The organism is Micromonospora parva (assembly GCF_000718515.1).
Taxonomy (GTDB): domain Bacteria; phylum Actinomycetota; class Actinomycetes; order Mycobacteriales; family Micromonosporaceae; genus Micromonospora; species Micromonospora parva.
In genome coordinates this window covers 17,395-42,220 of record NZ_JNZS01000020.1, presented here as the reverse complement: position 1 = coordinate 42,220, position 24,826 = coordinate 17,395, and the positions used below count along the sequence as shown (strand labels likewise).

The 24,826-nt window shown below is 72.3% G+C and carries 23 protein-coding genes and 1 riboswitch; of the genes, 15 read left to right on the top strand and 8 right to left on the bottom strand.

What is annotated here, in order from left to right:
* Positions 1-40 precede the first annotated feature (40 nt).
* The 4 genes from IF22_RS0124440 to IF22_RS0124425 are packed head-to-tail and all read left to right on the top strand — an operon-like array spanning position 41 to position 2,762.
* Complete coding sequence (locus tag IF22_RS0124440; RefSeq protein ID WP_030335845.1) at positions 41-292, top strand: acyl carrier protein; 252 nt, start codon at positions 41-43, stop codon at positions 290-292.
* Entirely contained in the window at positions 289-1,554 is a 1,266-nt protein-coding gene (locus IF22_RS0124435; RefSeq protein ID WP_030335843.1) for an AMP-binding protein, read from the top strand. Before IF22_RS0124440 ends, IF22_RS0124435 begins: the two co-directional genes overlap by 4 nt.
* On the top strand, positions 1,547-2,302 hold the full coding sequence (locus tag IF22_RS0124430) for an SDR family NAD(P)-dependent oxidoreductase (RefSeq protein WP_030335841.1): 756 nt from the start codon (positions 1,547-1,549) through the stop codon (positions 2,300-2,302). Before IF22_RS0124435 ends, IF22_RS0124430 begins: the two co-directional genes overlap by 8 nt.
* Entirely contained in the window at positions 2,286-2,762 is a 477-nt protein-coding gene (locus IF22_RS0124425; RefSeq protein WP_245233725.1) for a hypothetical protein, read from the top strand. Before IF22_RS0124430 ends, IF22_RS0124425 begins: the two co-directional genes overlap by 17 nt.
* A 68-nt stretch (positions 2,763-2,830) precedes the next feature.
* Here the strand turns inward: IF22_RS0124425 and pseI are convergent, their stop codons facing one another.
* A complete protein-coding gene (gene pseI / locus IF22_RS0124420) occupies positions 2,831-3,883 on the bottom strand; it encodes a pseudaminic acid synthase (RefSeq protein ID WP_030335838.1) in 1,053 nt (350 codons plus the stop codon).
* Positions 3,884-4,004: 121 nt separating this feature from the next.
* Entirely contained in the window at positions 4,005-5,165 is a 1,161-nt protein-coding gene (locus IF22_RS0124415; RefSeq protein WP_081883988.1) for a glycosyltransferase family 2 protein, read from the bottom strand.
* 287 nt (positions 5,166-5,452) lie between these two features.
* Here IF22_RS0124415 and IF22_RS0124410 point away from each other — a divergent pair, with 287 nt between their 5' ends.
* From IF22_RS0124410 to IF22_RS0124395, 4 genes are all read left to right on the top strand, one after another.
* Positions 5,453-6,682 (top strand): acyltransferase family protein, encoded by a 1,230-nt coding sequence (locus tag IF22_RS0124410; RefSeq protein WP_030335834.1) that lies wholly within the window; start codon positions 5,453-5,455, stop codon positions 6,680-6,682.
* A gap of 92 nt (positions 6,683-6,774) precedes the next feature.
* Entirely contained in the window at positions 6,775-7,197 is a 423-nt protein-coding gene (locus tag IF22_RS33985) for a hypothetical protein (protein WP_051708760.1), read from the top strand.
* Between the two features lie 129 nt (positions 7,198-7,326).
* Positions 7,327-8,097, top strand: a complete 771-nt coding sequence (locus tag IF22_RS0124400; RefSeq protein WP_030335828.1) for a hypothetical protein — start codon at positions 7,327-7,329, stop codon at positions 8,095-8,097.
* A 284-nt stretch (positions 8,098-8,381) separates the two neighbouring features.
* A riboswitch (cyclic di-AMP (ydaO/yuaA leader) is annotated at positions 8,382-8,523 on the top strand.
* A gap of 232 nt (positions 8,524-8,755) precedes the next feature.
* A complete protein-coding gene (locus IF22_RS0124395; protein WP_030335825.1) occupies positions 8,756-9,604 on the top strand; it encodes a C39 family peptidase in 849 nt (282 codons plus the stop codon).
* Between the two features lie 73 nt (positions 9,605-9,677).
* On the opposite strand, the gene IF22_RS0124390 is transcribed toward IF22_RS0124395, so the two are convergent.
* Positions 9,678-10,715 carry a hypothetical protein gene (locus tag IF22_RS0124390; protein ID WP_209444597.1) on the bottom strand — a complete coding sequence of 346 codons (1,038 nt, stop codon included), beginning with the start codon at positions 10,713-10,715 and terminating at the stop codon, positions 9,678-9,680.
* Positions 10,716-10,851: 136 nt separating this feature from the next.
* Between IF22_RS0124390 and IF22_RS0124385 the strand changes: the two genes are divergently transcribed.
* Positions 10,852-11,598, top strand: coding sequence for an alpha/beta fold hydrolase (locus tag IF22_RS0124385; protein WP_030335822.1), 747 nt, complete (start codon positions 10,852-10,854; stop codon positions 11,596-11,598).
* Positions 11,599-11,602: 4 nt separating this feature from the next.
* Here IF22_RS0124385 and IF22_RS0124380 read toward each other — a convergent pair whose 3' ends face one another.
* The 4 genes from IF22_RS0124380 to IF22_RS0124365 all read right to left on the bottom strand — a co-directional run bounded on the left by IF22_RS0124380 (position 11,603) and on the right by IF22_RS0124365 (position 16,676).
* Positions 11,603-13,273: a CDP-glycerol glycerophosphotransferase family protein gene (locus tag IF22_RS0124380; RefSeq protein ID WP_030335820.1), complete on the bottom strand. Its 1,671-nt coding sequence runs from the start codon at positions 13,271-13,273 to the stop codon at positions 11,603-11,605.
* Between the two features lie 33 nt (positions 13,274-13,306).
* Positions 13,307-14,824, bottom strand: coding sequence for a bifunctional cytidylyltransferase/SDR family oxidoreductase (locus tag IF22_RS0124375; protein ID WP_030335818.1), 1,518 nt, complete (start codon positions 14,822-14,824; stop codon positions 13,307-13,309).
* A gap of 147 nt (positions 14,825-14,971) precedes the next feature.
* Positions 14,972-15,748, bottom strand: coding sequence for an ABC transporter ATP-binding protein (locus IF22_RS0124370; RefSeq protein ID WP_036412239.1), 777 nt, complete (start codon positions 15,746-15,748; stop codon positions 14,972-14,974).
* A gap of 34 nt (positions 15,749-15,782) precedes the next feature.
* Entirely contained in the window at positions 15,783-16,676 is an 894-nt protein-coding gene (locus IF22_RS0124365) for an ABC transporter permease (protein WP_030335814.1), read from the bottom strand.
* A gap of 180 nt (positions 16,677-16,856) precedes the next feature.
* On the opposite strand from IF22_RS0124365, the gene IF22_RS0124360 reads away from it, so the two are divergent.
* From IF22_RS0124360 to IF22_RS0124350, 3 genes are all read left to right on the top strand, one after another.
* Positions 16,857-17,495, top strand: a complete 639-nt coding sequence (locus tag IF22_RS0124360) for a TetR/AcrR family transcriptional regulator (RefSeq protein ID WP_030335812.1) — start codon at positions 16,857-16,859, stop codon at positions 17,493-17,495.
* Between the two features lie 125 nt (positions 17,496-17,620).
* Entirely contained in the window at positions 17,621-19,735 is a 2,115-nt protein-coding gene (locus IF22_RS0124355) for a DUF6077 domain-containing protein (RefSeq protein WP_051708758.1), read from the top strand.
* 228 nt (positions 19,736-19,963) lie between these two features.
* Positions 19,964-21,721, top strand: a complete 1,758-nt coding sequence (locus tag IF22_RS0124350; protein WP_030335808.1) for a CDP-glycerol glycerophosphotransferase family protein — start codon at positions 19,964-19,966, stop codon at positions 21,719-21,721.
* A 123-nt stretch (positions 21,722-21,844) separates the two neighbouring features.
* Here the strand turns inward: IF22_RS0124350 and IF22_RS0124345 are convergent, their stop codons facing one another.
* A complete protein-coding gene (locus tag IF22_RS0124345; RefSeq protein ID WP_030335806.1) occupies positions 21,845-22,183 on the bottom strand; it encodes a DUF952 domain-containing protein in 339 nt (112 codons plus the stop codon).
* A 113-nt stretch (positions 22,184-22,296) separates the two neighbouring features.
* Between IF22_RS0124345 and IF22_RS0124340 the strand changes: the two genes are divergently transcribed.
* The 3 genes from IF22_RS0124340 (at position 22,297) to IF22_RS0124330 (ending at position 24,818) form a co-directional block, all read left to right on the top strand.
* Positions 22,297-22,608, top strand: coding sequence for a hypothetical protein (locus tag IF22_RS0124340; protein WP_030335804.1), 312 nt, complete (start codon positions 22,297-22,299; stop codon positions 22,606-22,608).
* Between the two features lie 98 nt (positions 22,609-22,706).
* On the top strand, positions 22,707-23,363 hold the full coding sequence (locus tag IF22_RS0124335) for a response regulator transcription factor (protein WP_030335802.1): 657 nt from the start codon (positions 22,707-22,709) through the stop codon (positions 23,361-23,363).
* A 9-nt stretch (positions 23,364-23,372) separates the two neighbouring features.
* Entirely contained in the window at positions 23,373-24,818 is a 1,446-nt protein-coding gene (locus tag IF22_RS0124330; RefSeq protein WP_030335800.1) for a sensor histidine kinase, read from the top strand.
* Positions 24,819-24,826 lie beyond the last annotated feature (8 nt).

Sequence of the window (24,826 nt, the reverse complement as noted above, 5' to 3'; positions counted from 1 at the left end):
GAAATGGGATACGCATTCATTGGGTTGTAGACTGCGGCGCATGAACGAATTGAGTCGCGCGCAGATCCGCGACCTCATGGCTCAGGTGCTGAAAAACCAGGACAAGGAGCTGCCGGGCGACGACGCCGCCCAGTTGCGGGAGATCGGCTTCCGGTCGCTCGACTTCTCCGAGCTGGCGCTGCGGGTGGAGGACGAGACGGGGGAGGAGCTCAACTTCGACGCCCCCGGGCTGCGTCGCATCGCCACCGTCGGGGACGTCCTCGACTTCCTCGTCGAGTTGCAACACCAGTGACCGTCGCGACGTCGCGCCACAGCGCCCCCGCGCCCGCGGAGCCGGCCGGTGTGGACAACCGGCTCGTCGTCGGTGGCGCCGCGCTGACCTGGCGGTCGCTGCCGACCCCCACACTGCCCGACCCGGCGGCGGTGCTCGCCCACTCGGCGGTGCACGCGCTCACCGCGGCGCGGCAGCACGCCGTGCACGGCACCGAGCTTCTGCTCAGCACCGCGAGCCGGGTCGACGCGGCGCTGCGTACGGAACTGCTGGAAGCCGGGTTCACCGTCGGCGTCCTCGACGACGACGGCGTGCACCCGGGCGCACCGGCCCGGCCGCGAGCCGCCGAGCCGGGCCGGCTCTGGCTGCTGACCTCGGGCTCCACCGGGCGTCCGAAGCGGGTCGGGCACACGCTCGACACGCTGACCACCGTGCGGGTCGACCAGCCCGGCCGGACCTGGCTGTGCCCGTACGCCCCCGGCACGTACGCCTGGTGGCAGGTGGTCACCCTGTCGTTGACCCAGCCGGACCAGCACCTCGTGGTGGTCGAGCCCGACGAGTTGGACGACTGGCCCGGTGTCGCCGCCGCGCACGGGGTCGACGCGGCCTCGGGCACCCCGACCTTCTGGCGGCGCACCCTCTACCGCGACGCCGAGGCGCTGGCCCGGGTGCCGCTGCGCCAGATCACCCTCGGCGGTGAGCCGGTGGACCAGGCGATCCTGGACCAGCTGCGGGAGGTCTTCCCAGCGGCCCGGGTGTCCTGGATCTACGCGTCCTCGGAGGTGGGGGCGTCCATTGTGGTGCACGACGGGCGGGCCGGGTTCCCGGTCGACTGGCTGGACCGGGACACCCCGGGCCGACCGACGCTCTCCGTCGTCGACGACGAGCTGGTGGTCACCTCCCCGTTCCACGGTGCCGGTCTCGCCGGCCCGGTCCGCACCGGCGACCGTGTGCAGGTGCTCGACGGCCGGGTGCTGATCACCGGCCGACTGGACTCCGACGAGATCAACGTCGGTGGCAGCAAGGTCTCCGCCGGCATGGTCCGCGGCGTGCTCGCCGGTCATCCGGCGGTGGCCTGGGCCCGGGTGACCGGCCGCCGGGCCCCGGTGCTCGGGCGGATGGTGGTCGCCGAGGTGGTCCTCGCCCCCGCCGCCAGCGGTGTGCCGGACGAGGCCGCGCTGGTCCGCTGGTGCGCCGACCGGCTTCCCGAGCACGCGGTGCCGCGCCGCATCCGCGTCCTGACCGACATTCCCGTCAAGGAGACCCTGAAGAGCGATGTCTGAGCCCGCCGACACCCAGCTCGTCCCACCCAGCTCCGTGGTTCTCGTCTCCGGCGGGTCCCGTGGCCTGGGCCTGGCCATCGTCACCGACCTGCTCGACGCGGGCGTACGGGTGGCCGCGTTCGCCCGCACCATCACCCCTGAGTTGGAGAAGCTCGCCGCCGAGCACCCCGACCGGGTGCACGTCGGCGCGGTGGACGTCACCGACCTGCGGGCCGCGCAGAGCTTCATCCGCGAGGTGGAGCAGCACCTCGGCCCGATCGACGGCATCGTCAACAACGCCGCCATGGGGCAGGACTCCCTGCACGCGCACACCGCCACCGACGACATCGCCCGGATCATCGAGACCAACCTGACGGCCCCGCTCCAGCTGACCCGGCTGGTGATCCGCCGGATGCTCGCCAAGGGGCTGCGCGGGCGGATCGTCAACATCACCTCGATCTGCGGGCAGCGCGGTTTCCCCGGCCTCGTCGCCTACTCGGCCACCAAGGGCGGCATGGACGCGGCCACCCGCTCGCTGGCCCGGGAACTGGGCGGCCGGATGCTGGTCAACTCCGTCGCGCCCGGCTTCTTCGCCTCGGAGATGTCCGCGGTGCTCGGTCCGACCCAACTCGACCAGATCGTGCGCCGTACCCCGACCGGTCACCTGACCGAACCGGCGGAGGTCACCCCGGTGGTGCGGATGCTGCTGCGGGAACACACGAACATCAACGGCCAGGTCATCGTGGTGGACGGTGCCGCCTCCGTCTGACCTGCGACCGGTTCTGGGGCCGGCGCGGCACGGCGACGTCGCCGTGCCGCGTCCGGTGCCGGGGCTGCTCGCCGCCGCCGAGCAGCATCTGCGGATCGGGTCACCGGCCACGATGGCCGACGCGGTGACCCGTAGTCACGTCGACGATGGACGGTGCGTCGGCTGGTACGGCCCACCGGTGCCCGGCTGGCGGGTGGCCATCGACGCGGAGCGCGCGGACGCCCCGGTGCCCCCGGCGCTGGCCCGCCGCTTCGGCACCGGTGACTTCTGGGCCCGCTGGACCCGGGCCGAGTGCTGCTGCAAGCTGGCCGACGTGCCGATAACGCTCTGGTGGCGCCGACACGGCCTGACCATCCCGTCCGACGGCGCCGCCCTCTGGCGAACCCTCCGCCCGCAGAACCTGGTCATCACCGTCGGCTTCGCCCCCACCCTCCCGCCCTCGCGATCTTGCACTTTCTGACGCCGAATCGCGGCTGATGCGCCTTTCGTCGGGACAGTAACTGCAAGATCGCGGGGGTGGGGGCGGGGTTAGATGAGGTTCCAGGTGAGGGGGGTCCCTCGGGGGACGTCGGTGGTGAAGGTGCGGCCGAGGACCCGGTCGATCTCCACCGGGGGCAGGCCGCCGGCTGGGCGGATCGAGCGGACGTTGTGCGCGGTCACCGGGTCACCGGCCCGGACGTCCTCGACCACGAAGAGCGACCGGCGGAACCGCAGCCCCTCCCGCTCGGCGGGGGTCGGGCCGATCGCGGTGCCGCCCAGGGCCGCGTACGCGCGGCCGGACTCGGCGACCAGGGCCGAAAGCTCCGCCGGGTTCAGGGAGAAGTCCGAGTCCACGCCACCGTCGGCCCGGTCCAGCGTCACGTGCTTCTCGATGAAGCAGGCGCCGAGCGCCACCGAGGCGACCGCAACCCCGATGCCGGGCGTGTGGTCGGAGAGCCCCACCGGCACGTCGAACGCACCGGCCAGCACCGGCAGCCGGCGCAGGTTGCTGTCGGCCGCCGGCGCCGGGTAGGACGCGGTGCAGGCCAGCAGGATGATGCCCGCCGCGCCACCGGCGCGGGCGGCGCGCACGGCGGCGTCGATCTCGGCGACCGTCGCCATTCCTGTGGAGATCACCATGGGCTTGCCGGTGCTGGCCACCAGTCGGATCAGCGGCAGGTCGACCAGCTCCGACGACGCGATCTTGTACGCGGGCGCGTCCAGCGACTCCAGCAACTGCACAGCGGTCGCGTCGAACGGTGACGAGAAGACGGTCAGGCCACGCTCGCGGGCCCGTTCGAAGATCGGGGCGTGCCACTCGTACGGGGTGTGCGCGCGCTCGTAGAGGCGGTACAGGTTCTCCCCGCCCCACAGCTCGTGCCCACTGGAGATCCGGAACGCCGGGGTGTCGACGTCGATGGTGATGGTGTCCGGCCGGTACGTCTGGAGCTTCAGTGCGTGCGCCCCGCTGTCGGCCACCGCGTCGACGATGGCCAGCGCCCGATTCAGATCGCCGTTGTGGTTGCCGGACATCTCGGCGACCACGAACGGTCGCTCACCGGCACCGACCGCGTGCGGTCCGATCTTGATTGTCGCCGTCATTCCGACCTCTGCTCAGGTACGCCCGCACCGGAGTGCGGTGGTGCTGTCGTCGTCCACCCGGCGGGCGGACGACCTGGAAAACCACGGTGCCGGGTGCCGCCTCGGGGTGCGGTGGGGTCGATCACGTCAGCCGGCCGCCGGCCAGCGCGTCACGGCGCTCCGGGGTGGGCGCACCACTGCGTGTCGGCGCGTTGTCCGCCCGTCGGCCCGGTTCCTCGTCGACGGCTGGCGAACCGCCGTCGGCAGCCGCCGGGCCCGGCCGACGCAGCCGACCGGCGACCCGGTGGGCCTGGCGCAGCGCCGAGTACGCCAACCAGTCACCCCGCCCGACGAGGCGGTGCTTGAGTCCCGTCGCGCCGGGGGGCAGCGGGTAGCCGCCGGTGGGCAGGTACCGGCGGTAGTGCGCGGCGGCCCGGTGGAAGAAGTCGCGCCGCAGGTGCGGGTGCAGCCGGCCGTCGTTGCCCACCACCACCAGGTAGTGGCTGATCATCAGCTCGAAGAGTTCGGCCTGCAACCGCTCGTCCGGGTGTTTCCGGGCCACCCAGTCCATCAGCCGCTCGTACTGGTCGAAGGCGTCGAAGTGCCGGCCGCTGCGGGTGGAGGTGATCGCGCCCTGGCGGCCCTGCCGGTAGAGGTAGCAGACCCGGTCCAGCACGGAGATCTTCTCGGCCCCGATCAGCAGCGGGTGGCTGAACGGGATGTCCTCGTACCAGCCGGGGAAGAAGCGCAGCTCCAACTCGTCCATGAAGCCCCGCCGGACCACCTTGTTCCAGGCGGTGTGCTGCACCCGCAGCAGGCGCGGCTGGTCGGCCAGCCGGGTGACGCCGGTGATCCCGCGCAGCAGCGGGCTGCTCGCGTCGACCTCCCGCCGGCCGTCCTCGTGCACCCGCAGGTGGTCGAGCATCAGCACGTCGGGCTGGTGCTGGCGCAGCCGGTCCAGCACCGCCGCGATGGTGCCCGGCGGCAACCAGTCGTCGCTGTCGACGAACCAGACGTACCGGCCGCTGGCCACGTCGAGCCCCGCGTTGCGGGCCAGCCCCAGGCCCACGTTGCTGCTCAGATGCACGACGCGGACGCCGTCGCGACCGGCCGCGTACGCGCGGAGCATGTCGCCGCAGCCGTCCGGGGAGGCGTCGTCGACGGCGATCAGCTCGACCGCGTCCGACTCGCCCGCCGGGATGTCGGCCCGGATCGACTCAAGGCACTGGTACAGGTACGCCTCGACGCCGTACACGGGCACGACGATGCTCAGCAGCGGTGCGTGCGTCGGCTCATTGACCACGCCCGCCACCTTCGACGACCCGGGTGGCCGGCCCCGGAACCTGACGTTGCCGCCGATGGTGGAGTCTCTGAACTCCCGGGCAGCGGAAGGTTAACGCCGACTGGCGGGCGGTGCCGTGGCGCGGAAAACGGCGGGTGGGACGCGTCCGGTTCACCCAGGAGTGACCCGGTAGGGTGCCTCGGTGCGGCCCTGCCGGGCCGTCGCGGGCGTCGCCGTCGCGCCGTCCGAAGCCGCGCCGAGGAGGCTACGACAGTGCTGGTGACCCCGCCGAGCGCCGGGATCCCGGCATGACGAGCGTCGCCGCGACGTCGGCCGCCCCACCCGCACCCGCCCTGCCCCGGCTGCCGTCGCTGACCGGGCTGCGCTGGATCGCCGCCCTGCTGGTCTTCGGCTTCCACGCGGGCACCATGCGGATCATCGCCGAGCCGGACTACAAGGCCGTGGTCGATGCCCTGTTCACCCTGGGCCTCTCCGGGGTGCAGTTCTTCTTCATCCTCAGTGGTTTCGTGCTGGTCTGGTCGGCCCGGCCGGGTGACTCCCGGCGGACCTTCTGGCGGCGGCGGGTCGCCAAGATCTACCCGAACCACCTGGTGCTGTGGGCGGCGACGCTGGTGGTCGCCTGGTGGTTCGCCGACCCGGTCCTGCCGGCGGCCGCGCTGGAGAACCTGCTCCTGCTGCAGGCCTGGGACCCCCGACCCGGCTGGTTCTACAGCATCAACACGGTCAGCTGGTCGCTCTCCTGCGAGTTCTTCTTCTACCTCTGCCTGCCGCTCGCCCTGCCGTTGCTGCGCCGGGCCCGGCCGAAGCTGCTCTGGGCGCTGATCGTCGCGCTGCCGCTGCTGATCCTCGCGCTGTGGCCGGCGCAGGAGTTGGTGCCGGAGGTGAGTCGGTGGTGGTTCACCCAGATCTTCCCGCCGGTCCGGTCGCTGGAGTTCTGGTTGGGCGCGGTGGCCGCCGAGCTGATGCGCCGAGGGCTCTGGCGCGGGCCGGGTCTGGCCGTGGCCAGCGCGATCTTCGTGGTCACCTGGGTGGCGGCCGCGCAGTGGATCCGCGCCGAGTTGTGGACCACGTTGCTCGCCGTCGCGTACCTGTTGGTGATCACCGCTGCCGCTGACGCGGACGTGCGGGGTCGGCGCTCGCCGTGGCGTTCCCGGCCGTTGATCTGGCTCGGTGAGGTCTCGTTCGCCTTCTATCTGGTGCACGTGCTGGTGATGACGAGCGTGCTGCGCTGGAGCGGGGACTGGGGGACCGGCTTCGCGGGCTGGCGTGGGCCCGCCGTGGTGCTCGGCTTCCTGGTGGCGAACCTGATCCTCGCCGGGCTGCTGCACCGCTTCGTCGAGACCCCGATGATGCGCCGGCTCGCACCGCGCCGTCCGGCCCGGCCGGCGCCCGTCCCCCGGCAACGCGCGGCCGGTGCCCCGACCGCCGGTGACGGCGACGCCGAGGGCGGGGCCGCGGGGGCCGCCGACGAGGTCGGTTTGGCCAACGGCCGATCACCGTACGCCGACCGGCGCTGACAGCGTCCACCCTGGTCAAACGGGTCGGCGCGGCGCGATCCGACACGCCCGTGGTCGGTGCGCCCGCCTCGGCGTGACGGTAGCGTGGGGATGTGCTTCCGGTCGCGTTCACCTGTCCGCTGTGGTGGGTGGCGCGCTGGGCGACGCGGGTGCTGACCAGCCTCGCCGTCGTCGCGGCCCTGGCGCTCGGCGCAGGCCCGGCCACGGCCGCCGCGTCGACGCCCAGCCCGGTGCCACCGTCGAGCGTGGTGTCGGCCTCCGTCGCCGCCGGGCCGCTGGCGGCCTCCGGTCGGCACGTCGGGGCGCACGCTGCGGCGCGCCCGGCAGCGGCGATCCCACCGGACGCCGTCGAGGAGGGCGTTCCCGCCTGGGCCGTCGACTCGCCCGGGGCGCTCCCCGAGGAGCACTGCGTCACCGCGACCGGCGTGCTTCCGGTCCGCGCGGCGGAGTCCGACCGGCTGCCCCTCGTCGACAGTGCGAGCGGTCGGGCCTGCCGGGCCCCACCCCGGCGCTGAGCCACCGGGACGATCGTCCCGCCGCCGCGCCTGTCGCCCCACCCGCTTCCCACCCGCCGACCGGTGGCCCGCCGTGGCCCGCCGGCCGGTGTGGCCCCATCGCACTGCTCTCTCCCCGAGGTGCCGACCATGGAGACCGCCGTCTTCTACCAGTTCGTGACCGAGGTGCCGCGAGCCGCCGCCATCTGGTCGACCCTGGTCCTGCTGACCCTGGGCCTGCTCACCGTGCTGGCCGCCCGCCCCGAACGGGACCGGCCCGCCGACGACCCGCTCCCGGCAGCGCCCACCGCCCGGGAGGTGGCCGCCGCCGAGGCTGCCGACCTGCGCCGCTACGCCGAGGAGGTGGCCGTCGCCGCGGCCGGCGCGGCGACGACAGCCAGGCGGAGACGTGCCGCCTGGCTGAGCGCCCAGGAGCAGATGGAGCGGGCCTGGACCGGGTACGACGCGGCGGACACCGCCGCGCGTCGCTTCGCGGGCGCCGGGGCGCTGCCCACCCCACGGACCCCGCACACCCCCGCCGAGTACGCGGCCCGGGAGCGCTATCTGCACCGGGCGGCGATGGCGGCGTACTGGCGGGGTGACCTGAGCATGGTGCAGCTCGGTGACGTGTTCGGGCACCGGCACGGCTGGGATCCCCGACGCCACCCGGTCGAGCAGGAGGTGTTGATCAGCCGGGTGGTCCGGGATGCGCGGCTGGCCGACTACCAGGCGGCCGCCGTCCGTGAGCGGGCCGCCTGGCGTGACGCGGAGCTGGCCGCCGAGTCGGCTCGTACCCTCGCCGAGGAGGCGTACGCGGCGGCGGCCCGGCTGCGCCCGCACCCGGTGGCCGCCCGCCGGACGGTGGCGGGGGCGTTGCGCCCGGCCGTCGTGGCACGGTGGCGACCGGCCCGGGCGGGTTGAGCCCGATCTGTGATGTGAGGCCGGTCACGCAATTGTGAAATCGGACGTCCGGCACGAGCCGCGCCATTGTTCCCGCGATTATGGTCGCGTTCTTCGTCGCCTGTCCGGTTGTCGCCCGCAGGCGCGCCCGTAACCGGTTGTCCCATCGAGTCACATCATCGGCAATACGCGCAGAAATTGCCTCGCCGATTGAGGTTTACGCAGGTGAACCCGGCTTGGCAGGGCGCGGAGCCGCCAGTACTGTCGTCCTGTCCGATGCGGTAACCGATCGCAAGACGCGACGCCGCATCGACCCGCTTAATCGTGATCAACGAACCGGGGACCCATCAGTAAGTCCGGGGTGAATCCGCGAGCCACGGCCCGCGGTAGGGCGATCTTCCCGCCCGAATCCGTCAGCTAACCCGGTAGGCGGTGTCGGAAGGAGTCCCATCCTCGTGCAGCACCTTTCCACCCCTCGGTTGTTCCCTCGCCTCCACGGCGCGGCGGTGCACCCGCTCATTCGTCCAGTGACGGTGAGCTGACCCCCCGGGTCATCGCCTTCCCCGCCCGGCCACGCCGGGCGTTCCCCTGAGCGGTTCACCATCCGCGGACCACGGTCCGCGCGCTGGCGCCTGCCCGGATACCGGTCCGGCCCGGTGTGCCGCTCTCCCCCCGATCCGTGGAGGACCCCGTGAAGCACACCCTGCAGCGTCAGCTCCGCCGCCTCGCCACCGAGCGCCCGTACCAGATCGTTGTCGCCTCCGCCGCGGCTCTCGCCATCGCCACCACCGGCGGTGCCCTCCTCACCACCGCCGACGACGCCCCGGCCGACCAGCGCACCGCGACCACCGTCGCCGAGATGCGCAGCGACGTCGCCGCCTCCCGTGGCGACGTTCGGGACGCGTCCCCCTCGGCCAGCGCCGCGCCGACCACCGCCGCGCCGGCCACCAGCGCCGCGTCCCCCGCCGCGAAGGCCAAGAGCAACCCCGACCTCACCCGTAAGCCGACGCCCCCGAAGCCGCCCGCGACCAAGGTGCTCGACTACGACTACGAGGCGCAGAACACCTACTACAACTGCGGCCCGGCGGCCACCCGCAACGCGCTCAGCGCCGCCGGCATCGACCGCACCCAGGAGGAGCTCGGCGCCGAGCTGGGCACCACCGAGATGGGCACCAACTCGGCCGAGGACACCACCCGGGTGCTCAACGCCGAGGTGAAGGGCTCCCCGTACCGGACCCGGATGTTCCCCAGCGCGCCCAGCCCGGCGCAGATGGACCGCCTCCAGGCCGACGTGGTGAAGGCCATCACCGACGGCCGGGGCGTGGTGGCCAACGTCGTCGGGGACGCCACCGACACCGACGGCGGCTGGCACTCCTACGGCGGCGGGCACTACATCGCCGTCGTGGGCTACAAGGACAACGGTCGCACCGTGCGGATCGCCGACTCGGCCAACGCGGCCGACCCGTCGTACTGGATCACCACCATCGACCTGGCCAACTGGATCACCAGCCGGGGCTACTCCGCCTGACCCGGGCACGCCGAGGACCGCGGGCGTCGTCCCCCACAAGGGGCCGGCGCCCGCGGCGTCTTCGGCGGTGCGGTCAGTAGGTGATGAAGCCGTACAACGCCTTGTGGTTCGACTTCGTCCCGACCACGGTGTGGTCGACGGCGGACGACTGCACACTGCCCCTGACGAACAAGTAGTCGATCTTGCTGGAACCGTTGGTGGCCGCCGACCCGTACCCGGTCATGCCGTAGCCGCTGAGCGTGCCGGGGGCGATGCCGGTGCGGTTCGCGTCGATGCCCACCACGCGGATCGTCGACGCGTTCAGCAGCGTGGTCGCGTCCGCACCGAGGTGGATGCCGCTGTTGGCGATGCCCCGGTCGCCGTCACCGGCGCAGGCGTTCTGCCGGTTCTCCTGCGGCAGGTGCATCGTCGCGGCGAACACGCTGGTGCCGGTCGCCTTGATGGTGAAGCGCGCCGCGATCGCGCTGGTCCGCTTCCACTTGTAGTAGTCGGTGCTGTCCGGGTCACTGTTCGGCGGCTTGTACAGCGTGCACCCGGCGCCGTTCGCGTACGCCGTGCCCGGCTTGAGCCAACCCGCGCTCCAGTACTTCGAGATGTCGCCACTGGCGAGGTTGAGCGTGCGCTTGTTCCAGAGGATGGCGTTGGTCTGCTTCTTCTTCAGGTCGCCGAGCGACTGCGAGCTGCACTTGTGCGTGCTGCCCCACGGCTCCGGGTCGTCCCACGCCACGATCGCCCCGTAGCTGCCCGCCGGGTAGCCGAACTTCGCCGACAGCTGGTCGGCGTACGCCTCGGCCTGGCCGGTGCCGCGCACCTGCTGCACGATCAGGATGTCGGGCGCCACCACGCCGCTGGTGCCCGTGCGACCGGCGTCGTCGACCAGGATCGAGGTCAGGTGGTCCGGTCCGGAGATCCGGGTGCAGCTCCCGTCGGAGTTGTTCACCACCAGGTTCTCGATGTTGTTGTTGTAGACCCGCAGCACCCGGTCGGCCGCCGTGACCGCTGCGCCGTTCGGTGCGGCCACGTCCGATGGCGTCGCGGACGCCCGGTGCGGTACGCCGAGCGTGACGGCTGCCAGTGCCGCGACCAGCGCCGACCCGTACATCCTGTACACAGTGGCTCCCCTCGGGACGGAATCGACAGGTGGCTCTGTCCGTCCGGCCCGGAACTCTACAGTGGATCATTCTTTGGTGGGGGCGGCGTGGATGACGGCTCTCGTACCAGGCCGTGAACCGTGGGAGACTGCGGCCGTGGTGGATGAATCGGGTGGTCAAGCCGGTCGCGGGCGGGTCCTGCTGCTCCTGCACGGGATGGGCACGACCGGGGACGTCTGGTTGCCGTGGGCGCCTCTGCTGGAGCAGCGCTGGGCGGGGCGGTGGCTGGCACCGGACCTCGCCGGCCACGGCTGGGCGGCACCGCTTCAGTCGTACACGTTCGCGGGGTTCGCCGACCGGATAGCGCGCGGCCTGGCGCCCGGCGACCGGCTCGTCGTGCTCGGACATTCGCTGGGCGGGGTGGTCGGCCTCGCGCTGGCCGCCCGCGCCGCCGGTACGCCGGTGGACGCCGTGGTCGGGTTGGGCATCAAGGCCGTCTGGTCACCCGACGAGCTGACCCGCGCCGCCGACCTCGCCGCCCGCCCGATCAGTTGGTTCGCGACCCGCGCCGAGGCGGCGCGCCGCTACCTGCGGGTCTCCGGGCTGGCCGGCCTGGTGCCGCCGGACGACCCGGTGGTGGACGCCGGGCTGCGCCAGGTCGACGGCCGGTGGCGCCTCGCCATGGACCCGACCGCGTTCGCCGTCGGCGAGCCCGACCTGGCCGCGCTGCTGGCGGCGACCGACGCGCCGGTCGTGCTGGCGCGCGGGGAGCACGATCCGATGGTCACCGACGAACAGCTCAAGGAGTACGGCGTGCCGGTGGCCACCCTGCCCGGCCTCGGCCACAACGCGCACGTGGAGGACCCGGCGGCCGTGCTGGCGCTGCTCGACCCGTACCGCTGAGCGGCTATGCCGGGGTGGACGCGGTGAGCGTCTCGGCCGGTGCCAGCTCGCGCCGGGCGGCTGCCAGGAACGCCTCGGCGTACGACTCGGCGGGGAAGTCACCCAGGTAGCGGCGGCGGGTGGCCCAGCGGGCCTCGGCCAACGGGTCGGTGTCCAGCAGTGCGGTGAGCACGTCGTCCACGTTGGACATGTCCCGGCGCAGCACGTAACCGGACCCGGCCAACGGGAAGCGCTCCACGAACCGCTCGCCCTCGCCACCCATGTCGGTGACCGCGTACGGCTTCCCGGAGTAGAGGAAGTCGGAGATCACGCCGGACACGTCGGAGACCAGCGCGTCGGAGGAGTTGACGCACTCGGTGAGGCTCAGCTCCCGAGCCGCCGCGCCGACCACGTGCTGGCGGCCGGTGCGCGCCCGGTCGACGACGAGCAGTTCGGTGAGGCGGCCCAGCTGACGGGCCGACGCCGGGTTCTGCGCGGTGTACGGGTGGGCCCGCAGGATCACCGTCGCGCCGCGCTCCAGCAGCCGCTGCAGCAGCCTCTCCGCCACCGGCAGCGAGCAGTAGTCGGCGTCGGCGTGGTGCCCGGTCCAGGTCGGGGTGTACAGCACCGTGGGGTGTGCCAACCCGCGCGCCGGCTCCGCGCGTACCTCGATCGACTCGACCTGTGGGCGACCCACCACCACGAACTTGTCCGCCGGGATCTGCACCCCGGCGCGGGCGTACCTGTCGATCGCCGCCTGCCCGGCCACGAAGATCCGGTCGAAGATCCCCGACACCGGGTTGGCGCTCGGCGCCTTGTCGCTGTCGCCGTGGTGCAGCTGGACGTGGGTGAGCTGGGTGAAGCGGACACAGTGGCTGTTCTTCGCCCCGTGGTTGACGTAGAACGCCACCCGCAGGCTCGGCACCAACGCCTCGTCCATCGCCCCCAGGGTGGGGCAGTAGACGACCGGCGCGTCGGTTGCCGCCGCGATCGGGGCCAGGAACTCTGGTTCGCGCACCACGACCAGGAACGGTCGGCCGATCCGTTCCAGGTACGGCAGCCACATGGTGACCTGGTATTCCGACCCGGGAGGTGCGGAGAAGTAGAGCAGGAACTCCGGGCGGTGCCGGCGCAGCGCGGCGGCCACCGGCCCACCGCCGGCCCGCGGCCGGAACCGTCGCCGGGCCAGGTCCAGTGCGACAGCACCGGCGCCCGCCCCGACCAGCAGGCTGGCGGCCAGCGCCACCCCGGCCGGCAGGGCGAGCGCGGCGGCGAGCGCCAGGGCGGCGAGCAGCCCGAGCAGCGCCGTGCCGAGCTGGTTGGCGACCAGCGGCGTCCAGGCGCGGACCGGCAGGTTGGCCGCCCGGATCTCCAGACTGCCGGCGGTGCGCAGCGGACCCACCAGCAGCACCAGCCCCAGCAGGACCAGCCCGGTGACGACCAGTGCGACGTTGAGCCCGTCGTCCAGCCGCCGGGCGTAGCCGACCAGGATCGCCGCGGCGATCAACGTGGTCTCCGCCACCAGGTCGGCGCCGGGCCGGATCCGCTGCTCGGCGGCCGTGGCGGCCAGCGCGGCGACGGCCAGTGCCAGCCCCCAGCCGGTGGCACCCGTGAGTGCCAGCACGACAAAGGCCAGCACGGCCAACCCGATGGTCAGGCACCGGGCGGCCAGCTTTCGGACCAGGTCGCCGCGCATGTCGCTCCGTTCGTGGTTCCGCCGCCGCCAGCGTCAGTTCGCCGACGTCGCGCCGGCCGGTGCCTCGAGAGGACCCGACCCGGCCTGGGCCGGCACGGTCGGCGTGGGCCCGTCACCGGGCGCCCGGCGTACGTCGATGACCTGACCGGTCAGGTCGGAGATCAGCACGTCCAGCGACGACTGGGCGACGGCCTCGGCGGCGAGCAGGGTGTGCTCCGGCTCCTCGCCGAAGGCCCGGGTCCGCATCGGGGTGGCGGTGCGCTCCGGGTTGATGCAGTTGACCCGGACGCCCACGTCGGCCCACTCGTCGGCGAGCGCCTGGGTGAGGTTGACCAGGGCGGCCTTGGTGGCCGAGTAGAGCGCGTAGCGGGCCCGGCCCCGGGTGTAGGAGCTGGAGGTGTAGAGCAGCAGCTGACCCTTGGTCTGCTGGAGGTACGGCAGGGACTGCCGGGCGATGGTCACCGGGCCGACGAAGTTGACCTGGAGCACCCGGTCCATCGTCTCCTCGTCCATCTCGGCGAGGGCGCCCCGCTCCAGGATCCCGGCGGTGACCACCACGTGGTCGATCCGGCCGGTGGCCTCGAAGGCGGTCGTCAGCGCGGCCTCGACGTCCTCGGCGCGCTCGACGTGGGTGCCGGTGGTGGAGCGGCTGAACGGGAAGACCTGCGCGCCGTAGCGGCGGGCCAGCTCGGCCAGCTCGTGACCGATGCCGTAGCTGCCGCCGAACACCACGATGGTGCGGCCGGTCAGCTCCTCGGCGTAGCTGCGGTGGTCGGTGAGCCGTGGGGCCTGCGCGGCGGCGAGCTGGAAGAGCTTGTCCGCCAGGTGCACGTCGACCGGGTGGGTGACCTTGATGTTCTCGTCGGAACCGTCGATCACCTTGATCGGAGTGCCGGGCAGGTAGCGCAGCACCACGCCACAGTCGTCGGTGGCGGCGAAGGCCGGGTCACCCTCGGCGATCCGGTACGCCTCGCGGATGGTGGGGGAACGGAACGCCTGCGGGGTCTGGCCACGGCGCAGGCGGGAACGCGTCGGGATGTCGGTGATGCAGTCGTTGTCGTCGACCTGGATGATCGTGTCCGCGGAGGGGATGGCCACGTCCACGGCGGCGTAGCTCCAGAGCGCGTTGACGCACTCGCGCACGATCCGGCCGCTGAGCAGCGGACGTACCGCGTCGTGGAAGAGGATGTTGCAGTCCGCCGGGCCGACCGCGTCCAGCGCGATCCGGGTGGTGGCGTTGCGGGTGTCGCCACCCTCGATCACCTTGGTGACCTTGCGCAGGCCGGCCTTCTCGACGATCTGCCGGGCGTCCTCGACGTGGCCGCTGGCCATCAGCACGATGATCTCGTCGATCTCCGGTGCCGCCTCGAAGACCGCAAGGGTGTGCTCGATGATCGGCTTACCGGCGATCTTCAGCAGCTGCTTCGGGATGCCGAGGCCCAGCCGGGTCCCGGTGCCTCCGGCGAGAACCACCGCCACTGTCCGTGAGGGGCGCCACGGCGTCGGGTTCTCCGCTTCGGCGTCCGGGCCAGTGGTCTGGTCCTGCGTCATTGCCGGATCCTCACTCTCAGGGATGCGTTAACGGAAGGTTCCGCCCGAGCGGCGACGGAATGAACCTTAACGCGCGGACCGCGCCGCCCCAACGCGGGCGACGCGGTCCTCGGGGGTGCCATGTCGATGCCGGACGTTCGCGGAACTCTACTTGCTGTTCGCGTACGCCTCGTATGCCCGGATGACCTCGTCGGTGGGGCCGTCCATCCGGATGACGCCCGATTCCAGCCAGATCGTCCGTTCGCAGGTGTCCCGTACGGAGGAGAGCTGGTGGCTGACCAGGAACACCGTTCCCGCGCCCTCGCGCAGCTCCCGCACCCGCTGCTCGCTGCGCTTGCGGAAGCCCTTGTCGCCGGTGGCGAGCGCCTCGTCGATGAGCAGCACGTCGTGCTTCTTGGCGGCGGCGATGGAGAACCGCAGCCGGGCCGCCATGCCGGACGAGTACGTCCGCATCGGCAGGCTGGCGAAGTCACCCCGCTCGTTGATCCCGGAGAAGTCGATGATCCCCGCGGCCTGCTTGGCCACGTCATCGGGATGCATGCCCATGGCCAGGCACCCGAGAACGACGTTGCGCTCCCCGGAGAGGTCGTTGAGCAGGGCGGCGTTGACGCCCAGCAGCGACGGCTGCCCCTGGGTGTGGATGGCGCCCCGGTTGACCGGCAGCAGGCCGGCGATGGCCCGCAGGATGGTGGACTTGCCGGAGCCGTTGCTGCCGATCAGCCCGATCGCCTCGCCCCGGTACGCGGTGAAGGAGATGCCCTTGACCGCGTGCACCTCCCGGACGTTCGGCGCGTGGGTGCGCTTGACCAGCCGGCGCAGCGCGGCCACCGGCGTGGTGCCACCGGCGGCGCCCTGGTGCACCCGGTAGATGATGTGCGCGTCGTCCACGACCACTGTCGGGATGCGTTCCTGCGTCCGGGTCATCGTCGCGTTCGCCTCGGTGTGGGCGTTGAAGTGCTCAACCACGGCCGTACTCCTGTTCGCCGCGCCAGAAGTAGAAGAAACCGCCGATGCCGGCCACCAGCGCCCAACCGGCGCCGACCAGCCAGAGCTGGGTCAGCGACTCGTTGAGCAGCGGTGCCTCCTCAAGCAGCGCGTACCGTGCCAGCTCGATGTAGACCAGGAGCGGGTTGAACTGCACGAGGGTCGTCGCCCAGCCGGGCAGCCGTTCGAAGAGGCTGACGCTGTAGAGCACACCGGAGCCGTACATCCAGGTCCGCATGATGAACGGCATGACCTGCTTCAGGTCGCTCGACTTGGAGCCCAGCCGGGCCACCAGCAGCACCACGCCGGCGTTGAACACCGCCTGCAGCAGCAGGGCCGGCACCAGCAGCAGCCACTCCCAGGTGAGCGGTTCGCCGGTGACCAGCACGATGCCGACGAGCACCACCATCGAGGCCAGCAGTTGCTGGAACTGCGTGATCGTGGTGGACAGCGGCAGGCTGGCGCGGGGGAAGTGCAGCGCTCGAATCAGCCCCAGGTTGCTGCTGATCGACTGCGTGCCGGCCAGGACCGCGCTCTGGGTGAAGTTGAAGATGAACAGCCCGGTGGTCAGGTAGGCGATGAAGTTCGGGATCTCGTTCTGCGCCAGCACCACCCCGAAGATCAGGTAGTAGACCGCCGCGTTGGTCAGCGGGGTGAGCACCTGCCAGAGCTGACCCAGCTTGGCGTTGCTGTACGAGGCGACGAGCTTGGCGTTGGCGTACGCGGCGATGAAGTGCCGGTAGGCCCATAGTCGGCGGCTGTACTCGACGAGGCTGGGGCGCTCACCGGCGACCCGGAGCCCGTGCCGAGCGGCCAGCTGCGCCTGGGTCAGGCCCGTGTCGGGGTCGACCAGCGCGGTGGTGGCCATGGAAATGGCGCTCCGATCTTTCGTGCAGACGGGGGTTGCTCGCGACGATCGCATCCTAGTGGGAAATTTGCGCGGGGCGCCGCCTCGTCGCTGCCAGGACAGTAGTCCGAAACACGTCGGGACGCAACCGTACCGTCGTTGCGCTAGGCTGTGTGGCGTGACCTGCGATAAGAGCCCTCGATGACCACCGAGAAGAGGCGGGCACCGGCCGGCGCGGCGGTGCTGCGCGACGAGATCACCACGGCGATCCGCCGCGCGCTGATGCAGGAGCTCGCCGCTGTCGGCTACGGCCGGCTCTCCATCGAGGCGGTGGCCCGCCGGGCCGGCGTCAGCAAGACGGCGATCTACCGACGGTGGAGCTCGAAGCTCGACCTGGTGCTGGAGATCGTCGCCGCCGCGGCCCACGGCAAGCTCCCCGCGCTGGACACCGGCACGCTGCGCGGTGACCTCGCGCTGCTGTTCCAGGTGGTGGCGCACGCGCTGCGGCACCCACTGGCGTCGCAGATCATCCCGGACCTGCTGGCCGAGGCCGCCCGCAACCCCACCATCGACGCGACCCTGCGTCAGGTGCTGCACACCCGGCAGCAGGAGATCGGCGGTCGCCTGGTCACCCGGGCCGTACAGCGTGGTGAGCTGCCCGCCGACACCGACCTGGACGCCGCCGTCGACCTCATCGTGGGGCCGCTCTACTGGCGGCTCGCCATCGCCCGGCTCCCGCTCACCGACGGCTACCTCGACAACCTGGTCGAGTCCGTGGCGGCCGGGCTCGGCGCCGACAACGTTCTGCCCCGCCCCCGGGCGGCCCCGAGATCGGACTGACCAGCACCCCGACACTCGGTCGCCGGCAGCAGCGGTCGCTCTGCCCGATTCCGCTACGCTGCCCCCTTGACACCCGGCCATCACCGTGCCGAGGCCCCTCATCCGTCTGACGAGTAAGGACGCCCGTGGCCAACGTCGACAGCATCGCCGTAGCGCCCGCCGAACCGGATCCGACGCCCCGGAGCGGGCAGGCACCCCGACCGTCCCGCGCTCGGGGGCTGTCCCGGGTAGGCGCGCTGGTGGCCCACGCCCCGGCGGTGCTCACCGATGGCGCCGTGATCGCGTTCGCCCTCTTCACAGTGCTCTACCACCTGGCCTTCCTGGGGGACCTGCGTCCGTCGGTGACCTTCCGGATCTGGCTGGTGGCCTGTGTGGTGCTCGCGGTGGTGGCCGTGCTGCGCGCCCGCCGCCGCGCCGGCACCCGGACCGACAGCGCCCCGACCGACAGCGCCCCGGCGGCTCCGGAGGAGCCCGACGGTGCGCGGCCCGCCACCGACCGTCGCCTGCTGATCGGCGTTCTGGTCGCCGCCGTGGTGGCCGCCGTCTCCGCCGGTGCGGCCGGTACCAGCATCGACCTCACCTGGTGGATTCCGGCCGTCGCCGGCCTGCTCGCGGCCGTCGGCGGGCTCCTGCTGGTACGCCAGGCGTGGCTGCGCGGCCCGGTGCCCGCCCCGGCCGCCCCGGCACCCACCGCGGCGCAGTCGGCGTACGCGTTGGTCGTCTCGGTACTGGTCGGCATCTCCTCGTTCTTCATGGCCCGCAACACCCCGGACGACGTCTACTACGTCGGCAAGTCGGTGTGGATCGCCGAGCGTGACCTGATCCCGCTCAACGATTTCCTCTTCTCCGAGAACGTGCTGCCGGCCATGGGCTCGCAGCCGCCCATCCCGTCGATCGAGGTCTTCGACGGCGCGTTCGCCAACGTCGTCGGCATCCACGCCAGTTCGGCCCTCTGGTACGTGCTGTTGCCGATCATGGCGATGCTCGCCGCGCTGGCGCTGTGGCGGTTGACGCACCGGTGGGCCCCGCGCCGTGTGTTGCTCGCCTTCACCGTGGCGATCGCGTACCTGTACCTCGTCGCCGGCGACGATGCCGCACTGGGCACGTTCCACCTGCTCCGGCTGCACGAGGGCAAGGGCATGTTCGTCTCGGCGGTCATCCCGCTGATGTGGCTCTACCTGACCGAGTGGTTCGACACCCGGTCGCGGCGCAGCCTGGTGCTCATCGTGGCGCTCTCGATCACCGCGATCGGGCTCACCAACACCGCGGCGATCATCCTGCCGATGCTCGTCGGCGCCGCCGGCTTCGCCATGCTGCTGGTCGGCCGGTGGAAGGCGGCCGTCGTGGCGGCGGTCGCCGCCCTCGCGTACCCGATCGGCTCGCTGGTGGTCTCCCGCCTGGTGCTCGGCGGGATGACCGCGACCGGCGCGGACGACGCCTTCTTCGACGCGGCGTACACCTATCGGCGGACCCTGCTGTTCGGCGTGGTCGGGGTCATCAGCGGTCTCGCGCTGTGGTGCGGCGCGTTGCTCGCCCGCCGCCGCACGCCCGCGCTGCTCGCCGCCGGCGCCGCACTGGCGTTGAGCGTGTTGTTCGTGCCCGGCGTGCTGGAGGTACTCAGCGCGTTGAGTGGCATCTCGGTGGTGTTGTGGCGGGTGCCGTGGCTGCTCGCCCTGCCGACGCTGATCGGTCTGCTCTGCACCGTGCGTGTGCCGGCACCGAGCCGGGCGCTGCGCCGGGCCGCGTCCGGTGGGATCGCGGTGCTGCTGGTCGCGTCGTTCGCGGTGTTCGCCACCCCGATGTGGTCGTCGAAGAGCTGGGTCGAGGTGCACCCCCGCCCCACCTGGAAGCTCCCGCAGCAGCGTCAGGCGATCGCCTTCTGGATCAAGGGTCTGGACCGCCCGGAGGGTCTGCTGCTCGCCCCGAAGACGATCATGCGGACGACGCCGATCGTCACCAGCGAGGTCCGGGTCGTCCTGCCCCGTGACTTCTACCTCGTCGAATACGACCTCAACTCCCAGTTCGCCAAGGACCGACTGTTGCTGTCCGAGTTCGCCGACGGCACCGCCAGCCCGACGCCGGCCGAGCTGACGCCGGCCCTGGACCGCCTGGACGTGGGCACCATCTGCGTCTACAACGGCAACCGGTACGCCCGCGACACCGCGCCGAAGCTGGGCTACCAGGAGTTCGCCAAGCGCCCGAGCCCCGGCGGGATGACCTGCTTCCGGCGGGCCGGCTGACCGCTGCGCCCACCCCACGCGCCCGACCCCGTGCGGGGGTCGGGCGCGTCCCGGGCCGGAATTTTGCCCGAAATGGTGCCGGATACCCGAGCGACACCGAGCTGTCCGCTCGCGTTAAGGTCGCAGTCACACGCAGCGGGCCGCGACTGAGCCACTGCGCGACGGGGGAGTGACGTCGGTCCATCACGGGCACCGCCCGCAACGAAATCTCGTAGGGAGCGAACTCGCTTGTTCGGCACGTTGACAGGACGCCTCGGAGTGGCCGCCCAGAGTGCGCTACTGGTACTGGCCTACCTGGTCATGCTCGTCGCTGGCGTATTCGGTTGGGTCGGCCTGTTCGCCGTCGCCGGGTTGGCCGCCATCATCGGCGAGTTCGCCGTCGCCCGCTGGTCACCGCCGTCGCAGCTGCTGTTGGAGAAGGTGGGCCTGCACTGGTCCTACCGGCAGTTGACCCGGGACCTCGCCGCCGTGCTGCTGGTCGCCGCCGAGGTGCGGCTCAGCGGCGGCGAACTGACACTGCTGCTCGTACTGCCGGCCGCGGTGTGGGTCGTGTCGGTCTTCGCCGGCGCGTTCTCCACCATGATCGAGCGTCGTAACCCGATCTCCGCCATGGTGCGCAACATCGAGCTGGGTCCACTGTCCAGCGCGCCCACGCCGCCCGCCTGGGCGGCGGCGGTCGCCGGTGACCGGATGCCCCTGCTCAACCTGCTGCTGGTGCCGGCCGGTGTGGCCGCCGCGGTGCAACACGACCCGACGCCGTTCTTCGTGGCCGGTGCGGTGGCGGTCGTGGCGACCGGTCTGGTGGGCGCCATCATCGCGCTGACCTGGCTGCGGGGTCGGGGCGCGGGACAGGGTCCGCTGCTGCCGGCGGTCCAGCGGTGGCTGGACAACTACCGGCCGGAGGTGGCGCTCTACTTCGCCGGCCCGGCCAAGGACGTCTACCAGGCCAACATGTGGCTCGCCCCGACCGAGGCGCTCCAGCAGCGCGCGGTGGTGCTGATGCGCAGCCGGGAGGCGTTCCTGGAGCTGGCCGACACCCGGCTGCCGGTGATCTGCGTACCGGCCGGTGTCGACTTCATGAACCTCGACCTCGGCGGCGTCCGCGCGGCGCTCTACGCCGCCAACGTCGGCGCGAACATCCACATGCTCCGCGAGCCGGGTACGAAGCACGTCTTCGTCGGGCACGGCGACAGCGACAAGCAGGCCAGCGTCAACCCCTACAGCAAGGTGTACGACGAGGTCTGGGTCGCCGGCCTCGCCGGTCGGGAGCGTTACGCGCGAGCCGGTGTGGGGGTCCTCGACTCGGACATCGTCGAGATCGGCCGGCCGCAGCTCGCCGGTGTGCACACCTTCGGCGCCGAGTCGGTGGACCGGCCGTTCACGGTGCTCTACGCGCCCACCTGGGAGGGTTGGCTCGACGACGACCCGTACCACACCTCGCTGGTGTTGATGGGTGAGCGGATCGTCAAGGGGCTGCTGGCCACGAACCCACGGCTGCGCCTGATCTACAAGCCGCACCCGCTCACCGGGTCGCGGTCCAAGGCGGCGAGGGCGGTGCACGAGCGGATCGTCGCCGCGATCCGCGCTGCCGGCGGCGACGCCGACGCGTCCTCGTTGGACGGCACCGCGCACCTGGTGGTCACCGGCCGCACGCCGGCGCTGTTCGACTGCTTCAACCAGACCGACCTGCTGATCAGCGACGTGTCCAGTGTGGTGTCCGACTTCGTGCAGAGCCAGCGGCCGTACGTGGTGGCCAACCCGGCCGGCCTCTCGGAGGACGACTTCCGCCGCGAGTACCCGACGGCTCGGGCCGCGTACCTGCTCTCCAAGGACTGCGGTGAGCTGGAGAAGATCGTGACGGTCACCCGGGCCGGCGACGACCCGATGACCGAGGCCCGCCGGGAGCTGAAGACCTACCTGCTCGGCCCCGCCGAGGCGAACCCGATGGACCGTTTCCAGCAGGAGATCGACCGGCTCTGTCACTGAACTGTTTGTCAGTACGGCAGCGCGCCCGGCCCGACACCGTCGGACCGGGCGCGTTCGCGTCAGCGTGGGTGCGGGTCGGCGTGCGTGCGGGCCGGCGTGCGTGCGGGTTAGCCCACGTTCGGGTCAGCCCAGCAGGGCGGCCACCGCGTCGGGGACCGGAAGGTCCACCGGCAGCGCCCGCGCCGCCACCACCGCGGTGACCGGCAGCGAGCCGTACACGTGCGGGAACAGCTGACCGCCGCGCGACGGCTCCCACCGCAGCGCGTCGCCCAGTCGCTCCTCCTCGACGCTGAGCAGGGTCAACCCGGTGGCACCGGCGAAGTGTCGCCGTGCCGTCTCCACCACCTGGTCGCCGGCGGAGAGGTGGATGAAACCGTCCTGCCGGTCCACGGCGGAGCCGGCGAAGGCGCCGACGGCGAGAGCGTCGTCCCACTCCGCGCTCGACAGCAGTTTGTAGATCACCACAGCAGCGTACGGGGCGACCGTCGGCGCGCTCGCCCGGTTTTCGCCGGTACCGCCGCGCCCGCCGCCTCCCGCCGGGCATGCTCAGGTCAGAGGCCGCGGAGGGATGGGCGATGCAGAGCTACGACGATGACTGGACCGACAGCCAGCGGGCACTGTACGACGAGTGCTACCGGGCCGGCGGCGAGTGGGCCGAGGACCCGGACACTCCGTCCGACGACGTACAGCACGTGATCAACCTGGCCGAGGCGGACGACGACGCCTTCGACGATGCCGAGATCGACTACCCGCCGCTGGTCGACGCTGTCACCCAGGCCAGCGGGGTCACCGTCACCAGCGTGCCGGCCAGCCACGAGGACCCCGGTTTCCGCGGGTTCACCGACGGCGTCAGGGACGCCACCGCCGAGGACGTCTTCGGCCTTTAGGGCGTGGGTCGCCGCCCGGCGCGGGCGGGCGGCCTCCCGGTCCGCGCGCGCTTCTGCCACCATTCGCAGAACAAGCGCTGCGACGGACGGGGGCACGGGTGCGAATCCTGCTGGTGGAGGACGACCGCCGGGTGGCCGCTGCGCTGTCCTCCGCCCTCACCCGCCGGGGGTACGAGGTCGAGCACGCGGCCACCGTCGCCGCCGCCCTCTCCGCCGCCCCGTGCGACCTGGTGCTGCTCGACCTGACCCTGCCCGACGGGGACGGCACCGACCTGTGCCGGGAGCTGCGTCGGCGCAGCAGTCAACTCGGCATCATCGCGGTGACCGCCCGGGGTGAGGAACGGGACCGGGTGCTGGGTCTGCGCCTCGGCGCGGACGACTACGTGGTCAAGCCGTTCTCGATGGTGGAGTTGCAGGCCCGGATCGAGGCGGTGCTGCGCCGCGCCGCGAACGCCGCCCCCGAGCGGCACCTCATCGAGGCCGGTCCGGTACGCATCGACGTGGCCGCGCGGACGGTCACCGTCGACGGACGGGTCGTCACGTTGACCCGCAAGGAGTTCGACGTGCTGCTCTCGCTGGCCCGCCAACCCGGGGTGGCGGTGCCCCGCGACCGGATCCTGCTCGACGCCTGGGGCACCACCTGGGCCGACCGGCACACCGTCGAGGTGCACGTCGGGTCGCTGCGCGGCAAGCTCGGCGACGCCCGTCTGGTGGAGACCGTGCGCGGCGTCGGTTACCGGCTGCGCGACGCGTGAGGAGCTGACGTGCGTCGCCGCCTGGTGATCAGCTATCTGCTGCTGATGGTCCTCGTCCTCATCGCGTTGGAGACCCCGTTGGCCGCCACCATGGCCAGCCGGGAGACCGAACGGGTCCGTGCCGACCGGCTCGCCGACGCCACCCGGTTCGCCTCGCTGGCGGGGCCGGCGTTGCGCGACGGCGGGCCCGGCCCGATCGAGTCGGAGCTGACCAGCTACGACGACCTGTACTCGATCAGCGCGGCGATCGTCGACCGGGACCGGAACACCCCGGTCTCGTCTCCCCGGTGGCAGCCCACCCCGGGCACCGCCACGGTCCTGGACGTCGCGCTGTCCGGGCAGCAGACCAGCGCCCCCGAGTCGGTCTGGCCCTGGACGACCGACCCGGTGGTGGTGGCGGTACCGATCAACGACGGCGGTGAGGTGCTCGGCGCGGTGGTGATCGTGACCCCGGCCGACCCGATCCGCCGAGCTGTCGTCGCGTGGTGGCTGCTGCTCGCGCTGGCCGGTCTGCTCGCTGTGCTGGCCTGTGTGCTCACCGCGTTCGGGCTGGCCGGTTGGGTGCTGCGTCCGGTCACCGAACTGGACGCGGTCACGCACGAGATTGCCGAAGGCGACCGGGGCGCCCGGGTGCAGCACCGGCTGGGGCCGCCGGAGCTGCGCCGCCTCGCGGCCAGCTTCAACCACATGGCCGACGTGGTCTCCGACGTGATGGACCGGCAGCGCGCCTTCGTCGCGCACGCCAGCCACCAACTGCGCAACCCGCTCACCGCGCTGCGGCTACGGGTGGAGGAGCTGGGGCCCAGCCTCACCGACGAGGACGGTCGGTCCGAGCACCGGCTGGCCCTGGAGGAGACCGACCGGCTCGCGTTGGTGCTCGACGCGCTGCTCACCCTCGCCAGGGCCGAACGGGAGGAGAACGAGCGCGTCACCGTGGACGCCGCCGCGGTGGCCGCCTCCCGGGTGGCCGCGTGGGCGCCGCTGGCCCGGCACCGGTCGGTCGCGTTGCGGCTGGCCACCACCGACGCCCCGGCGTACGCCCAGACCGTGCCGACCGCCGTCGACCAGGCGTTGGACGCGCTCATCGACAACGCGGTGAAGTTCAGCGGGGCGGGTGGGGCGGTGACGGTGACGGTGGCCCGCCGCGACGGCGGGGTGGCGCTGGAGGTTCGCGACTCCGGCCCCGGCATGACCGAGAGTCAGCTCGGCCAGGCGACCGAGCGGTTCTGGCGGGCCCCGGACGCGCAGAACGTGGACGGCGCAGGGCTGGGCCTGACCATCGCGGCGGTGCTGGTCGACGCTTCCGACGGGCGGCTCACCATGCGCCCGGGGGAGTCGCGGGGGCTGGTCGCCGCCCTGTGGTTCCCGGCGCCGGTCCTCGGCGTGGAGCCGGCGGAGGAGGAGCCGGCGCAGGAGGAACCGGCCACCGACCTGCGGCCCAGCCCGGCGCGCTGAGCCCGGCC

What these genes read in the sequence shown, in the direction of transcription:
- IF22_RS0124375 (WP_030335818.1), bottom strand. Translation starts at nt 14,824, where the DNA reads ATGACGCAGGACCAGACCACTGGCCCGGACGCCGAAGCGGAGAACCCG.
- IF22_RS0124370 (WP_036412239.1), bottom strand. Translation starts at nt 15,748, where the DNA reads ATGACCCGGACGCAGGAACGCATCCCGACAGTGGTCGTGGACGACGCG.
- IF22_RS0124340 (WP_030335804.1), top strand. Translation starts at nt 22,297, where the DNA reads ATGCAGAGCTACGACGATGACTGGACCGACAGCCAGCGGGCACTGTAC.
- IF22_RS0124365 (WP_030335814.1), bottom strand. Translation starts at nt 16,676, where the DNA reads ATGGCCACCACCGCGCTGGTCGACCCCGACACGGGCCTGACCCAGGCG.
- IF22_RS0124410 (WP_030335834.1), top strand. Translation starts at nt 5,453, where the DNA reads ATGACGAGCGTCGCCGCGACGTCGGCCGCCCCACCCGCACCCGCCCTG.
- pseI (WP_030335838.1), bottom strand. Translation starts at nt 3,883, where the DNA reads ATGACGGCGACAATCAAGATCGGACCGCACGCGGTCGGTGCCGGTGAG.
- IF22_RS0124360 (WP_030335812.1), top strand. Translation starts at nt 16,857, where the DNA reads ATGACCACCGAGAAGAGGCGGGCACCGGCCGGCGCGGCGGTGCTGCGC.
- IF22_RS0124380 (WP_030335820.1), bottom strand. Translation starts at nt 13,273, where the DNA reads ATGCGCGGCGACCTGGTCCGAAAGCTGGCCGCCCGGTGCCTGACCATC.
- IF22_RS0124430 (WP_030335841.1), top strand. Translation starts at nt 1,547, where the DNA reads ATGTCTGAGCCCGCCGACACCCAGCTCGTCCCACCCAGCTCCGTGGTT.
- IF22_RS0124440 (WP_030335845.1), top strand. Translation starts at nt 41, where the DNA reads ATGAACGAATTGAGTCGCGCGCAGATCCGCGACCTCATGGCTCAGGTG.
- IF22_RS0124400 (WP_030335828.1), top strand. Translation starts at nt 7,327, where the DNA reads ATGGAGACCGCCGTCTTCTACCAGTTCGTGACCGAGGTGCCGCGAGCC.